This window comes from Edaphobacter modestus (genome assembly GCF_004217555.1).
GTDB lineage: Bacteria > Acidobacteriota > Terriglobia > Terriglobales > Acidobacteriaceae > Edaphobacter > Edaphobacter modestus.
Genome location: NZ_SHKW01000003.1, coordinates 127,540 through 142,004 on the forward strand (window position 1 = coordinate 127,540; position 14,465 = coordinate 142,004).

Here is a 14,465-nt window from a genome sequence, read left to right on the forward strand (position 1 = left end):
CCGTCTGTGACCGGACTGGTGTGCTGGGATATTTCCCGGAGAAATAGATCGGGAACATCGCGAAGATTCTCGGGTATACCGAGGTGCGCGACTTCAATCGTTTCTTCCGCGATCACATGCATGTGTCACCTGCCGAGTGGTGTCGACGCGATCAGGAACTCACGGAGCACACGGTCCAACGACTAGCTCGCAAGTACAAACTGCGCATCGACTAACACACTCTAACTCGGTTTCACGAGAGATCGAACAGGTGTGCTGCATTACGTCAACTTCTGCGAGTTGTCGTAATTGTTGTCGAGTGGCACACTCGTTTCACAGTTGGCCCACTTGACCGCCGGTGTGATCGTTTCAATGAGCGGGCTCGCCTCGGCAGTATTCGTGACCATCGCCAACGCCTGGATGAACACCCCTCGTGGATTTGAGCTAGTCAATGGGCATGCCTATTACGGAACCGGCGAAAACCATGAACTTCGGCCAGAGAAGACCCAATTCAAATGAGAGCACCGTTCCTGAGACCGCCCCCCCACAGCGAACAAAATGTCTGTACCTTTTGCCCAGCGTTTTGCCAGGACCAGATAGGCCGCATCACCGGTTTTGTGCCACAGGAATTCCGCAATCGTCATCATTAGCGGAAGGGCCACACCAACCACCGCAGAGATGATGTGAAATGCCAGTGACATTCCCATTTGAGATCGGGCCGCCAGTAAGTCGCTTATCGCTCTCCTTTGTTAGCGAGCGGGATCGTCATAGAACCGGCTGGTCAGAGACTTCCAAAAAGAAGCGTGAGGTGTGGCCGCAGGCCGCGATTCTCCTGTCTGCTTGCGCAGGGCACTCCCAAAAATGTTCAGCAGACCGACTGCTGCAGCCATCCCGCGGCGGGCATCTGAACTCATGGCGTCGCGTCCCAGTTTCAACATGGACGGCGGCTGGCTGTCGCTACCGGAGAGGAGAGCGTGCATCCGGTCAACATCAAGTGCACTCAACAGGTTGATGAGCATAAATGTCACTCGAATTCCGTTGACGCCCTCTCGCGAGAGCGCCATGTCCGCGCAACGCTCTACCACTGTGTCACTCGCACTCAGAAGTCCATTGGCGAGATCGATGAGGCCCTTATCATGCATCCTCTGGAGCAGTTCATAGGTGGATAGCAGAGCTTCCACATGCTCCTGGGGAGCCTGCTCAAGTCTTCTCAAGAGATCGTTGCGTGCGTCCTTGGGCGTAAACTCACGAAAATCTACCGGCATGGCCATAGTGTTACCTCTCCTTCTCTATTTACTGGTTTCAATCTGAACGAGCGCTGGAGTTCCTGGCATCCGATAGTCCTTGCGTTTCCACTTCCTCTCGACTTCAACTCCGGTCTGGGGCGTGGGTCGGCCCGAGTAGCGGAAGTTCAAAGGCTGGAGTGGGTTGGTACCCTTCTCCGGAAGAACTTCAATCTTGACTGCAGTTTCCTTATAGGCCGGCGTATTCGTATCCGGATCGACGACTGTGCCTGTCAGGATATTGACCGGGCCCTCCTGGGAGGTAAGCGGAAGATAAACCTGCTTTCCAAAGACACGATCAGTGACAAGCACTTTGATCTTGATCGCACCGTGTCGGCTGACAACCCTGACCCATTGGCCAGAATCAATGTGCCGCTCCTTTGCCAGGTCAGTTGAAATCTCGATGTATCGTTCTGGATTCTCGGCGTGAATACCCGCCACCCTGTGCGTCAGATTTCCCTCATGAAAGTGCTCCAGCACCCGTCCATTATTGAGATCCAGATCAAATTCGGCATCCGGTTGACCGGTTGGTTCGCGGAAGACGAGGGGATACAGGCGAGCTTTTTTGTCTGGAAACTCGAACCCGTTGAGATAGAGCGTTGGTTGATCTGTACCATCCTCGTGCACGGCCATTGAAGAGTGTTGTAGCCCTCGAGCCTGTCATAGCGCACACCCGCGTAGAGAGGCGTTAGCGCCGCCATCTCGGCCATAATCTCGGACGGATGCTGATAGTTCCATTTCGCTCCCATGCGCTGAGCGATCATCTGCGTGATCTTCCAATCAGCCTTGCTGTCCCCGAGTTCGGGGATTGCCTGATAGAGCCGCTGGATTCTCCGCTCGGTGTTCGTGAACGTTCCGTCCTTTTCAAGTGCAGGAGCTCCCGGCAGAACCACATCGGCATAACGGCAGGTTTCAGAAAAGAAGATGTCCTGAACTACAAAAAAGTCCAGCTTTTCGAATCCGCCAGCAACGTGGCTGGCGTTCGCATCGGCAGAGATCATGTCTTCCCCGGCAAGATACATGGCACGAAGCTTTCTGTCATAGATAGCGTCGATCATCTGGTGGTTATCCAAGCCGCGTACTCCGGAGAGGGGAGCGCCCCAGTGCTCCTCGAACTTCTTCCGGATGGCGTCGTCGGTAACGTGCTGGTAGCCAGGAAAGTTATTCGGCATGGCGCCGATGTCACTCGCACCCTGTACGTTGTTGTGTCCGCGCAGTGGATAGGCTCCACAATTGGGGCGCATATAATTTCCGGTGAGCAGCAGGAGATTGGAGATCGCAGTGGACGAGTCAGATCCCATCGAGTGCTGCGTAATTCCCATCGCCCACAAGACGCACATGCTTTCCGCCTTGCCAATCTCCTCGGCGACCCTGATGAGCGTCTCGATGGGCAGGTTGCAGACTTGGGCGGCATACTCCATCGTGAAGGGTTCAAGGCTCTTACGATAGTTGTCCAGCCCGTTCACCCATTGATCGAGGAACTCCTGACGGGCATATCCGTGGTCGAGCATATAGCGGCTCATAGCCGATAGCCAGACAAGGTCTGTGCCCGGCTTGGGGCGAAAGAAGATATCTGCACGTTCAGCCATCTCATGAGCGCGGATGTCGGCGACAATCAGTCTCTGGCCATGGAGTTTATGGGCGCGCTTGATACGCGTCGCAACGACAGGATGGCTTTCGGCCGTATTACTCCCGATGATTAGAACGAGGGCGGAGCCGCCGATGTCCGTGATCGAGCCGGCATCGCCGGCAAGCCCTACCGTGCGAAACAGTCCCTCGGTTGCAGGGGATTGACAGTAGCGGGAACAGTTGTCGACGTTGTTGGTTCCAATGACGGACCGCGCGAATTTCTGCATGAGGTAGCCATCCTCATTTGTCGTCTTTGAAGAGACGACGATACCGATTGAATCAGGGCCATGATCTTTCTTGATCGAACCCAGCTTATTGCAAACCAAGTCCAGCGCTTCGTTCCATGTCGCCTCCCGGAATGTCGTGCCCTCGCGGATGAGAGGTGTCTGGAGGCGATCCTTGTGATTGACAAACTCCCATCCAAACTTGCCCTTTACGCATGTTGAAATCTGGTTCGCATCGCCGTGTAGTGGCTCAATCTTCAGAATCTTTCTTTCTTTGGTCCACACGTCATAACTGCAGCCAACGCCGCAAAAAGTGCAGACTGTCTTCGTCTGTTTGACCCTTTCTTCGCGCATCTTCGCTTCGGTCTGGGAAACCTGCATGATCATCGTGTAGCCCATCTCGGGTTCGATGTCCTTGACCACATCGATCATCTTGTCCAATGCGGCCTTAGGGAGGCGCGTCATAAATCCGGCTTCGCCCAACATCGACCGTTCCATCAATGCATTGCATGGGCAGACGGTTACGCAATGGCCGCAGGACACACAGCTTGACCCCCCGATCTTCATTGCGCCGTCCCAGAGAACCCGCGGGTGATCCAGCTCCCAACCGATGGAGAGCGTTTCATTTACTTCCACGGTCTGACAAGCCTGCACGCAACGTCCGCAGAGGATGCACTGGTTCGGGTCGTAACGGTAGAAGGGATTTGAGTAGTCGACCTCATATGGCTTCTCCTTGTAGGGCCACCGCTGATGCGTGACATCCAGCGATAGTGCCGTGTTGTGAACCGTACAGTTTTCATTGTTGTTATCGCAGACCGTGCAATAGAGCATATGGTTCGTGAGGATGACGTCGAACGCTTCAGATCGCGCGCTTGTCGCACGATCTGAACTGGTCACGACCTGCAAGCCGGGAGATACTTCCGTTCCGCACGCGCGTTCCAATTTCCCGTTCACTTCAACGAGGCATGTATCGCAACTCCGGATTGGCCCCATCAGCGGAGAGTGATAGCAGACATGCGGGATTTGCTTTTCGCGCAAAATTGCTTCGAGGAGCAGTTCCCCCTCTGTGACGGCGACAGCCTTTCCATCGATGAACATTTCCGATCCTGTCTTAGCCGTGTCGGCCGGGGCCTTCACGCTTAGCGCGCTGCCGGGATTTGTCATAAGCTTCCTTTCGTTTCATATCGGTTGGAGGGACGGTGATTTAATTCCGTTTAGGGTTGCAGGTAGACGACGCGAGTTTGGGTGAAGTCGTAGACTCCATGTTTTCCATCGGCACCGCCGATCCCTGACCTTCGCCACCCAGCGTGGTAACCCTGGAGCGCCTCGAAGTTTTCGCGATTGATGTAGGTTTCTCCGAATTGCAATTCATTGACAGCGCGCATGGCGGTCCTGAAATCCTTCGTGTAAATGGAAGACGTGAGGCCGTACTCGCAGTCATTCGCTTTGATTATCGCCTCGTTAAGATCGGCAACCACGGAGATCGGCGCGACGGGGCCGAAGATCTCGGCGTGCATGATCTCCGAGCTCTGGTCGCAATTCGCGAGAACCGTGGGCCGGAAAAAGCAACCGCCGGTCTTCGTATCCGCGTGTCCACCTGCAGTCACCTCAGAGCCTTCCGTGATGGCGCGATCAACCATGCTCTGGATGCGCTTCACCGCTGCTTCATTGATCAAGGGCCCCATGCCAGGCTGCGTGTCTCCGAGCGGATCTCCATAACTCACAGCCGCGAAGGCGGCCGACAATCGCCTGGTAAACTCAGCGGCAATCGGCGCCTGCACATAGATACGTTCAGCACAGTTGTACACCTGGCCGTTATTCGTAAGGCGCGAGGCTGTAATAGCCCGAACGGCGAGATCCAGGTCACAATCGGCCATGACGATGGCTGTAGCCTTGCCCCCGAGTTCGAGGTTTACTTTCGTCACATTTTTTGCTGCCGCAGCCATGATGAGGGATCCGGCCCGCGTGCTTCCGGTAAAGGTAATGAGGTCGATCCCGGGATGATTGGACATCTGGCTGCCAACTCCACTGCCAGTCCCATACACCACGTTCACAACGCCGGCGGGAAGTTCACACTCAACTAAGATGTGCGAAAAAAGATAGGCATTCAGCGGGGTTTCTTCGCTCGGTTTAATGACGATGGTGTTTCCTGTGATAAGAGCCGGAGCCATCTTTCGGGCAAAGAGGAAAAAGGGAAAGTTCCAGGGAAGTATGCCCCCCACCACTCCGAATGGCTTCCGATGAAGATAGATGGTTTCATCCGGCCTGTCGCTGGGTATGATCTCTCCTTCGATCCGCCTTGCCCATTCCGCCATATAGTCCACATAATCTGCGGTGAAGTCGACTTCAATCTCCGCAAGGCTCAATAGCTTGCCTTGCTCCGCAGAGATGGTCCTGGCAATATGCTCACGCCTCTGGCCTATCCCATCCGCGATCCGATGCAAGATGCGAGCTCGTTCAATTGCGGGGCGCCGTGCCCAGGCTGGCTGCGCGCTTCTGGCTGAAATGATCGCTCTCTCTACCTCTGCGGCCGGCGTCTCAAAACAATCGGCGATCTTCTCGCCCGTTGACGGATTTAATACCGGAATACTGGCGGCATGAACTGCTTGAAACCGACCATCGATCAGATTTTCGATCATTGCAGAATCTCCTTACTTCTGAGTGAGCTGGGCTGGCTCGGCGCACCTCAGTTGGCGAGGCGCAGATCCTTTGTGGTTTGGTTATTCCAGATGAGAGTCCCTGTTGCGATGACCTCGTTAGCGTTCAGTCTGGGAAACCGAATCGCTTCGAGATCACCGTTGTATCTCTCGTATTCCCCAGTGCTCGAAATTGGTTTTGTACTCCTGGTGGGATAGAAGCCGGTCTGTTCTGAGTATTCATAGACCATGAGGAACTGGCCTTCGGAAATGATTCCGTCCGGTAAGACGACACCCGGGGGACACGCAGTCCAGGTGTGGGGAATGCCTGGCTCGATCTCCACCATCGTCCCGGGCGCCACGACATAAATTTCACCGGCCAGTTCAGTAAGGGCGACGCCGTTAAGTACCAGAATCCGTTCAGCGACCAGTTCCAAATCCTGCTCGTAACGCTCCTCGATGTGAATGTGGCGCGGGAGCCGAGAGTCGTCACGGAAAGGAATGAATCCAAACTGTCCGCGGTAACAGTGGCTGTCTCCCGTATCCAGCTCGTGCATAGAGAGAGACGTGAAGGCAAACGGCTCCTTGATATGTGCCGAGGTCCCGTGAACCGCCTTGCACCCATTGGGAAGCACAATGCCGATGTGCTTAGTGTTTCGCGTAGTCATGATTCAAATCGCTCCTGTTTGTGAGGTCAGAACCCGTTGGATGAGCCCTGTAACGCACCATGCACTTCCACCGTTTATTCGTTGCGTGTCATCCGGTGGGCCACGGTGCTTACGCCCGTATTGAACAGCTCGGGAGGTGGAAAGCGGCCCCAGACGGCAATGGCCGCCTTCGGGTCCCAGGCCTTCGGATATTGTGGACGGTCTTCATGGCATGGACGAGGGTCGAAATACCCCAGTCCCTCATTCGACATACGATCAAGTTCTGCGCAGTGCTCGATGATCAATGTCGAACTGCCTGATTGCACGCCAAACCTCTGGCTCCAAGACAAACGGATGGCTCAGGGACAGCCAAGAGCGTACGAACGGCTAAGCCACCAATCACTCAATCGCGTCACCCCGAAATCCGGCACCCCAACGGTTGATGCGGACGCCCATGAGCTCCGGAAAATGCGCCGTGCAGCAGATCGTGTCGGACCCGCAGTAGCGCTCGAGGAACGCACGGCGACTGGTGCAGGCCAATGCCTTATCGGTGTCCACCCGCGTGAACAAGTCGGGATCCAGGAGCTGGAGCGGTGAGTGCATGAGGTCGCCGGTGAAGACGACGTCGTCGTGGCCCTTACCGACCACCACCGCGAAATGGTCTGGGGTATGCCCGGGTGTTGGCAGCAGCCTCACCTGGTCGTCAAGCTCGAAGCTGCTGCTGACCAGCTGGTGACGCCCGGCCGCAATAACGGGCAGAACCGAGTCGACGAGGTGTCGGACCGGCTCGATCTCGTTCTGTGCGGTCCAATAGGCGAGTTCCTTCTCCGAGAAGAGATATCTCGCGTTGGGAAAGCTGGGCTCCCAGCGTCCGTTCTCGAGGCGTGTGTTCCAACCAACATGGTCGACGTGCAGATGCGTGCACATCACGATGTCGATGTCCTCGAAGGAAAGGCCGAGGGCTGCAAGGCCGCTGGTCCAGGCGGCGTCCGTTCGCCGGTCCATGAACCCCCGGCCGGGCCGAGACTTGTCATTGCCGACGCACGTATCGACCAGGATGGTGTGATGGGCGGTGCGCACGACATAAGACTGGATGCCGACGATAATCTGATCCTGTGGGTCGAGCGCCCATGGCTGCATCCAATGGCGGTTGCTGGCGAGCGTTTCGGCGGTGAGGCTAGGTAAAAAAATCTTGATCGGTTCGAGCGGGACCGTACATTCGATGATCCGGTCGATCCGCACGCCGTTGATGGTAAAGCCGGAGGTGGCGGCAGCCACCACGAGGTCCGAATTGTCGGGTTGCAACAGCGATGGAGCAATGTACTTTTTCGCTTCAGTCATATGATGTTCCTTTTCTTGTGCCGCAAGCGGCCGGAGTTTTCTGGGGTCCTTGAGCGAGATCGGTTCGTTCACTCCCTCACCGGCTCTTCACGAAACAAAAGCACGCCGCGTACCACGACGCATGCTCCCAAAGAGGCGACCTAAGCTGTGTAAAGGAAAGGGTTTGTAAAATGATGACTGTTAAACTGCCTGATTGTCTGTTGAATATCTGGCGCCAAGCCAAACTACGGGTCTGAAGATGAACGGGCTTATCGGCTCATCATTTTCCGGGCTCTGGTGCAAATAGCGAGAGCGGGTGAGATGGAAGCGATCGAGCGATTCGCCTGAGCTCTATGCAGCAAGTACCGCGTTCCAGATCGCCGGCGCAGCTTGGAACGACTCGATCAACAATCGGCATGATTGCACCCCTCTGTGACTAGGACGGCGACTTGTTCGACCCATTCGGGAGTACAGGGCGACAATTCCGGTAGAGGGACTCGACCACACTGAGTTGTTGACTGCGTAATACAAGACCTCAGCTTCGCTCGATTGCGCAACAGCCTACGTGCAATACAAGAATGAGCTGCTTTTGCTCGCACCTCAGACTCTTCACTGCGATCTCATTCTTCAATCTCTTGACAAAGCTGCGGCTACAAAGCGTCAAACCCACATTCTGCCTTGGCGCCAAATATTCAACAGACAGCCAAAGCTCTCGCGCCCACACATTCTGCAAACCCTTTAGACTGACGCAACTCGTGTGAGCTTTCTCCGCGCTACGCCATGGCACCTGAATTGCTTTTGGGCTATTGGGTAAGTCAAGAAAAATGGCTTCTACTACGCAATTCCAAAGTTTGTGACGGTAGACATCAACAGCTCGGCGAAGGCGACGGCGTCAATTGCCGTAAAGTTCCGCGATGTCTTTGCTCGAGAAGTGAGGGTTGGAGACCTTCTGAGGGCACTGATCGCAACAGGCCCTTTGGTGGCGGTCTATTTTCTCTCTGATGAGCCTGCTTTACTTGATCTTGGCCTCATTGCCGTCTCCCTTCTCATATCTGCGCAGAAACTTCAATTGCCTCATAGACTGGTCGCGCTGCAATTAGTCGCCATCTTGTTTACGTTTATTGTGCTTGTTCTGGCAGCACCCACCAAACCGCTTTTTGTGCTGCTAGCAGGCACCGCAGCCTTTCTCGCGTTCGCGCTTACGCGCTACGGGGCAGAACTGCGCACTCTCGGAACCTGGACGTTCCTCCCAGCGCTCTATCTTGCTTGCAAGGTGCACGAAGAGTGGAACTCGGGGATGGACTTTCGGGACGCAAGCATCATCGTGGCATTTGCGCCGGTGGCACTGGCCCTGGTCTACGCTGTGCAGATCTTTGGTCGCCGGAACTTGCTTGCCCAGTCTCCTCACTCCTATGGACAGCCTTCAAACGGCTGGCTCCTATCGGCTTCTGCAACGGCAATTGCCGTATTAGCCGCAGCGACGGCAGTGGAAATATTCAATCTTGCTGAGGGCCAATGGATGATCTGGTCGGCGGCCAGCGTCGTGGTAGGGGATCTTGCAACTTCGACTCATAAACTTAAGCTTAGAGCTTTGGGTGCCTTTGTCGGTGTACCTCTCGGCCTTTTGACGGGGCACTGTCTGCCAGCAAGCCGTGCCGGCTACTCTTTCGCCGTGCTCGGCGCCACACTTACCCTGGTTGCCTTCAATCGTTACGTCGTAGGTTTCGGCGCGCGCTGCTTTTTTATCATTCTCGCTGCGGCATTTACCGGAGGTGCAAGCGGAATAGCTGAAGAGCGGTTAATAAACGTGCTTATCGGTGGTGTCTTGGGCATCATCGCAGTGATCCTAAGCGAGTTCGTCGGGAAGCGCTTCGCCTCATCCTACGGCCAGGTGTAGCACCACACAGGTTTGCGTAGTAACACCTGTAGCGGACGAACTGCTGCGCCCCAATCCGCCACCGAGCAGGTGCCAAAAAGACTCTGAGATTAAACCATTTTGAGACGGAGCACCCACACAATGACAAACTCATCGCCGACAACATTCATCGAGCACTTCGACTCCTTACAACTGGACGTAACACCGGCTCGTCGGAAATTGACTTCGAACATCCATTCATCGCATGACCTGAAGCTGGAGTCCTCGTTCGGCCATCATCTCCACCAAGATCACGGAAGCTGAGCTTGTGCGCAAATACCAAAGCACGCACAGAAGGATCACCTCGCGGTCAAAGTGCCGTCCTGCAAACAACTCTTCGATGTTTCTCAGCCTGCCCATTGTCAGTCCTCGATCACAAAGACCACCCTATCCGACGGGCATCTTGCTATTTGCACCAGAGCCGATATCTTCCGTCAACGCCGTCGTGCAAGATGGACTTCTGGTTCGTGCGTAGCGGGGCCGACGTTGTTATGAACGCTCCCCTCCTGCTGCAAGAGGCAGACAGTGATGAAGGTAGCGGGTTGAGGAAGACCAGCGAACCAATAACCCACATGACGACAGCTCCGAGGCGCTGGTCATTGAGCGGCGACAGGTGGAAGAGATCCGGTCGTTGCAGGTAGTAGCTGTAGACGGGACGGTCACAGAAGGCAAGAAACGCAGAGAGCGCTGTATTCACGATGTCCGCTCCGATCAGGTAGGGAATCATGTACCAGCCTGGGTAGCGTTCGCTCGCCGGCCAGGGGCGGATGAGCGGCCACCAGAACAGGATCGAGGAAGCAAGAAAGCAGACATGTTCGAACTCGTGCCAGTGTTCATGCTCAAGGGCGAAGTCATATGCGGCGGGTATGTGCCAGCCGAGAAATACTAAATTCATCGCCATCCACGCAACCAACGGCGTTGTGACGATGTGACCGACTGTTCGCAGCGCCTTCCATCGGAGCAGAGGCCCAAACACAGAAGCCGACAGGCCGCGAGGAATGCCGCGGAGTAGCGGGACCGCCGGATAGCCGAGGAGGAGGAGTGGAGGAACAAAGGACATGAGCATCAGATGTTCCACCATGTGGGCACTCAGAAGCGCATCGGCGAAGCCATCGAGTGGCGATGCGATCGCAACCCAGATTATCCCGAGTCCAAGAAGGAATGTGGCCAGACGCCATCCCGGAAAGAGTGACGTTCTTGTTTTGCGGATCGCAAACCAGCCGCGAGTATAGACGATACCTGCAGAGACGACCGCCGCGGTGAGGACAACGGGTGGAGACCACTCCGAAAAAATGGCTCGGCACTCAGGAGGCATTGAGAGATGATGAGCCTGTGGCTAATGTCCGCCAGGCCGTGCGGGTTGGGATTCGTCGTCCTGTGCCACGCGCCGCGATGCGTCGATAGCCGGAGCCAGATTGTTGCCACGCAAGGTGGTCAGGAAGCGGACGAGCGCGGTGGTCTCGGAGGGACTAAGCGCGTTGCCGTAAGCGGGCATGTTGCCTCCACCCTGCAGGACCTGACGAATGATCTGATCTTCGGTCATGTGCGATGCGACAGAGTCGAGTGCGGGGCCACGCAGCCCACCTGCTCCGCCGATCGAGTGGCAGTTGCGGCACTGCTTGTTCTGCAGGACAATCGCTCCCTCCCGTTCTAGAGGAGTTCTGTTTTTCAGATAGGCGGCGGGAGTGGGATCGCTGCTCCACGCGTTCATGATGGGGCTCCACGGCGTGTAGGTCCCTAACCGCGTGAAGGCTCCGAGGCTGACGGCGATAACGGCAACCATCAACACTGCTACGGGGCGGCGCGACCAGTGCTTTTCTCCTTCTCCAAAGAGCAGCGGCAGCAGAAGCATGGCTCCAATGCCGAGGACGGGGGCGATGAACAGCACCGGAGTTTCAAGCGCCGGAGGAAGGTAGGCAAGGACAGCGTAGATCCAGAGAAAGAAGAAGTCTGGTTTCGGTGCGGTCTCGATAATGGTGGGGTCGGGCTGGCCTGTCGGCCCGAATGGCCCGAACGAGAGTGCGCAGGCGATGACCGCGAGCATGATGGCAGCGGCGAAGATCGCATCTTTCCAGGCGGCGTCCGGGACGAACGGGATGCCAGTCTTCTCGGTAAGCTGATGGTACTCGCGGACGTAGGTCTTCTTGCTGACGATGCGGCCCGGCATCGGCCAGTCGTTGATGCCAAGGCGTAACACCATCCAGACGTGGAGGCCTACGCACCCAAGCAGTATGCCGGGAATGACGAAGACGTGCAGGGCGAAGAAGCGGGAGAGCGTAGGGCCCGCCTCGTAGGTATAGATACGGCGCGGCATCCCGAGCATGCCCGGAACATGCATGAAGTCGAAGGTGAGATGGAAACCGATCAGGAACAGCCAGAAGTGCAAGGTGCCAAGTCTCTCGCTCATCAAGCGACCTGTAACCTTCGGATACCAGTAGTAGAAGGCGCCAAAGAGCGAGAAGATGATCGCACCGACCAGGACGTAGTGGAAGTGCGCGACAACAAAGTAAGAGTTGCCCAGTTGCCAGTCAAATGGAGCCGCCGACAGCATGATGCCGGTGAGGCCGGCGATCAGAAACTGGAAGAGAAAGCCAATGCAGAACTTCATAGGGGTCGCAAAGATGATCTTGCCTCCCCAGATCGTAGCCAGCCAGTTGAAGATCTTGATCCCAGTCGGAACGGAGATCACCATTGTGGCAAAGACAAAGAAGGTATTGCCGGCGGGGCCGAGACCGACAGTAAACATATGGTGCGCCCACACGCTGAGACTGATAAAGCCGATCGCGACCGATGCCGCTACCATCGCTGGATAGCCGAACATGGCCTTGCGGGAGAAGACCGGGACGATCTCATTGACGAAGGCGAATGCCGGGAGCACCAGAATATAGACCTCGGGATGACCGAATATCCAGAAGAAGTGCATCCATAACACTGCCGATCCGCCAGCCTGCGTATCGAAGAAGTGGGCTCCCAGGTAGCGATCAAGCGTCAGCATGATCTGTGCCGCGGTCAGAGGGCTTACCGCAACGAAGACCAGGCCCGACATCACGAGATAGAGTCACGGCAACAGAGGCATGCGGCTCATCTTCATGCCCTGCATCGCATACAGAAGATTGTGGTCACGATATTGAGCGCGGTCCCGATCGACCCCACACCACTCAGGAAGACCGCCAATGTCCAGTAGTCCGTGCTGTGACCGGGAGAGAAGACCTTTGCTGTTAGAGGGGCGTAGGCGAACCAACCGACATCGGGTGCCTGACCGGCTGCGTAGAGCCCGCTTCCTCCGAAATAACTGAAGTACAAGAGGAGACCGGCGAAGGCGGAGACCCAGAAGCTGAACGCATTGAGCCGTGGAAACGCCATGTCCCGCGCGCCGATCATGAGCGGAACCAGGTAATTCCCAAAGCCAAAGAGAATCGGCATGCCAGCGAAAAACACCATCGTCGTCCCGTGCATGGTAAAGAGCTGGTTGAAGACCTGCGGGGAGACAAAGTGATTGTTGGGGACCGCGAGCTGAATTCGCATCAACATCGCTTCGATTCCGCCAATGACAAGAAAGATGAGGGCATACACGATGTACATCAGCCCGATTCTTTTGTGATCGACCGTTGTCAACCACTCGTACATTACGCCCAGCGGAGGGTGGCCTTGCTGCGAGGCCGTGGTCTCGTTGATTGCCTGCAATACAGGAGTTGTAGTCATCGCGCCTCTTTCCGGTAAAGCTCAGTGAAGCTGTGTGAGATAAGCAGTGATCGAGTCGAGATCGTGATCATTCAAGTGCATCGCCGGCATGAGCGCGCCGGGCTTCATCGAGTTGGGATCGTCGATCCACTTTCTCAGGTTCGCCGGTGTGTTCTGTATCGGTCCGGAAGCAATCGTGCCGCGGCTTGCCAGGTGGGTCAGGTCGGGTCCAAACCTTCCCGTCGCCGCAGTTCCCGAGATCGTATGACAGTTAATACAAGCGTTGTGCATGAAGACTGTTTGCCCTTCGGTGGCGGCAGCGTTGCCTGGAAACGTCTGCGGTGCCGGCTTCTTCTGCTGGTCAACCCAGGCCGCGAAGTCTGCGGGAGACTGTGCATACACTCGGAGGAGCATCTTCGCGTGCTGCGTGCCGCAATACTGCGCGCACTGGCCAAGGTAAAGACCAGCCTGAGAGGGATCGATCCACATAACGTTGATTCGGTTCGGAATGACATCGAGTTTTCCGGCAAGTCTCGGCACCCAAAAGCTATGCGATACGTCCGCAGATGACATCGTTTAAGTAGGTCGGAGTGGGAGCGGCGGGATCGCTGATGGGAACATGCAACTCGTTGGCCGTAATCACCCCCAGCTTCGGATAGCGATACTCCCACCAGAACTGATGGCCGATTACGGTTACATCCGTCGCGGTCACAGGCTTCGGAATAGCCTGTGTGTCGAGGATGACCCGAGTGGTCGTCAGAAAGAGAATCACAACGATAAGGATGGGGATAACCGTCCAGGAGAGCTCGATCTGATTGCTTCCGTAGATCTGTGCCGGCTCCTGCGCTGAGTCTGTTGCGCGGTGCCGGTATCGGATCAGCGCATACAACAGTAGTCCGGCAACAGTCACAAAGATACCCAGAGTGACCGATAGCACGAGCATGGAAAGTCCGAAGATCGAGTGCGCCGGAGTCGCCGCGGGGTCGAAGATATTAGTTGGGGACTGAGCCAGTGCTGCGCCCGGAGCGAACACACTGCTCGCCATCGCCAGGAAAATGAGAAGGGAAGCAAGTCGTGTCCTCTTGACAACCTCATCGAGCGCTGCCTCAACCCCTTTCGCTGCCATTTTGATAAGCCCCTCCATCAATTTC

At 56.1% G+C, this 14,465-nt stretch carries 14 protein-coding genes and 1 pseudogene; 1 reads left to right on the forward strand and 14 read right to left on the reverse strand.

The window, feature by feature from the left end:
• Window positions 1-423: 423 nt before the first annotated feature.
• The 9 genes and pseudogenes from BDD14_RS34855 to BDD14_RS28470 form a co-directional block, all read right to left on the reverse strand.
• On the reverse strand, window positions 424-504 hold the full coding sequence (locus BDD14_RS34855) for a hypothetical protein (RefSeq protein ID WP_423201822.1): 81 nt from the start codon (window positions 502-504) through the stop codon (window positions 424-426).
• A gap of 77 nt (window positions 505-581) precedes the next feature.
• Window positions 582-686: pseudogene (locus BDD14_RS34860) on the reverse strand (hypothetical protein); the annotation flags it as partial.
• Window positions 687-728: 42 nt separating this feature from the next.
• Window positions 729-1,250, reverse strand: a complete 522-nt coding sequence (locus tag BDD14_RS28445) for a helical membrane plugin domain-containing protein (protein ID WP_130424529.1) — start codon at window positions 1,248-1,250, stop codon at window positions 729-731.
• A gap of 18 nt (window positions 1,251-1,268) precedes the next feature.
• Window positions 1,269-1,703: a molybdopterin dinucleotide binding domain-containing protein gene (locus BDD14_RS34045; protein ID WP_341273337.1), complete on the reverse strand. Its 435-nt coding sequence runs from the start codon at window positions 1,701-1,703 to the stop codon at window positions 1,269-1,271.
• An 8-nt stretch (window positions 1,704-1,711) separates the two neighbouring features.
• Window positions 1,712-4,279, reverse strand: a complete 2,568-nt coding sequence (locus BDD14_RS28450; protein ID WP_341273338.1) for a molybdopterin-dependent oxidoreductase — start codon at window positions 4,277-4,279, stop codon at window positions 1,712-1,714.
• Between the two features lie 50 nt (window positions 4,280-4,329).
• Window positions 4,330-5,754, reverse strand: coding sequence for an aldehyde dehydrogenase (gene aldA / locus BDD14_RS28455; protein WP_130424531.1), 1,425 nt, complete (start codon window positions 5,752-5,754; stop codon window positions 4,330-4,332).
• Window positions 5,755-5,801: 47 nt separating this feature from the next.
• On the reverse strand, window positions 5,802-6,419 hold the full coding sequence (locus BDD14_RS28460) for a cupin domain-containing protein (protein WP_130424533.1): 618 nt from the start codon (window positions 6,417-6,419) through the stop codon (window positions 5,802-5,804).
• A gap of 74 nt (window positions 6,420-6,493) precedes the next feature.
• A complete protein-coding gene (locus BDD14_RS28465; protein ID WP_130424535.1) occupies window positions 6,494-6,724 on the reverse strand; it encodes a hypothetical protein in 231 nt (76 codons plus the stop codon).
• A 73-nt stretch (window positions 6,725-6,797) separates the two neighbouring features.
• Window positions 6,798-7,811, reverse strand: coding sequence for an MBL fold metallo-hydrolase (locus BDD14_RS28470; protein ID WP_130424537.1), 1,014 nt, complete (start codon window positions 7,809-7,811; stop codon window positions 6,798-6,800).
• An 886-nt stretch (window positions 7,812-8,697) separates the two neighbouring features.
• On the opposite strand from BDD14_RS28470, the gene BDD14_RS28475 reads away from it, so the two are divergent.
• Window positions 8,698-9,615, forward strand: a complete 918-nt coding sequence (locus BDD14_RS28475) for an FUSC family protein (protein WP_207231923.1) — start codon at window positions 8,698-8,700, stop codon at window positions 9,613-9,615.
• Window positions 9,616-10,039: 424 nt separating this feature from the next.
• On the opposite strand, the gene BDD14_RS28480 is transcribed toward BDD14_RS28475, so the two are convergent.
• From BDD14_RS28480 to BDD14_RS34055, 5 genes are read right to left on the reverse strand one after another with little or no spacing between them, the layout of a single operon-like run.
• On the reverse strand, window positions 10,040-10,948 hold the full coding sequence (locus tag BDD14_RS28480; protein ID WP_130424539.1) for a cytochrome c oxidase assembly protein: 909 nt from the start codon (window positions 10,946-10,948) through the stop codon (window positions 10,040-10,042).
• Between the two features lie 21 nt (window positions 10,949-10,969).
• Window positions 10,970-12,679 carry a cbb3-type cytochrome c oxidase subunit I gene (locus BDD14_RS33915; RefSeq protein ID WP_278045554.1) on the reverse strand — a complete coding sequence of 570 codons (1,710 nt, stop codon included), beginning with the start codon at window positions 12,677-12,679 and terminating at the stop codon, window positions 10,970-10,972.
• 41 nt (window positions 12,680-12,720) lie between these two features.
• Window positions 12,721-13,335 (reverse strand): cbb3-type cytochrome c oxidase subunit I, encoded by a 615-nt coding sequence (locus BDD14_RS33920; protein ID WP_165420357.1) that lies wholly within the window; start codon window positions 13,333-13,335, stop codon window positions 12,721-12,723.
• A gap of 21 nt (window positions 13,336-13,356) precedes the next feature.
• On the reverse strand, window positions 13,357-13,854 hold the full coding sequence (locus tag BDD14_RS34050) for a c-type cytochrome (protein ID WP_341273339.1): 498 nt from the start codon (window positions 13,852-13,854) through the stop codon (window positions 13,357-13,359).
• Window positions 13,855-13,861: 7 nt separating this feature from the next.
• Window positions 13,862-14,440 carry a cytochrome c oxidase subunit II transmembrane domain-containing protein gene (locus BDD14_RS34055; protein ID WP_341273340.1) on the reverse strand — a complete coding sequence of 193 codons (579 nt, stop codon included), beginning with the start codon at window positions 14,438-14,440 and terminating at the stop codon, window positions 13,862-13,864.
• Between the last annotated feature and the right edge of the window lie 25 nt (window positions 14,441-14,465).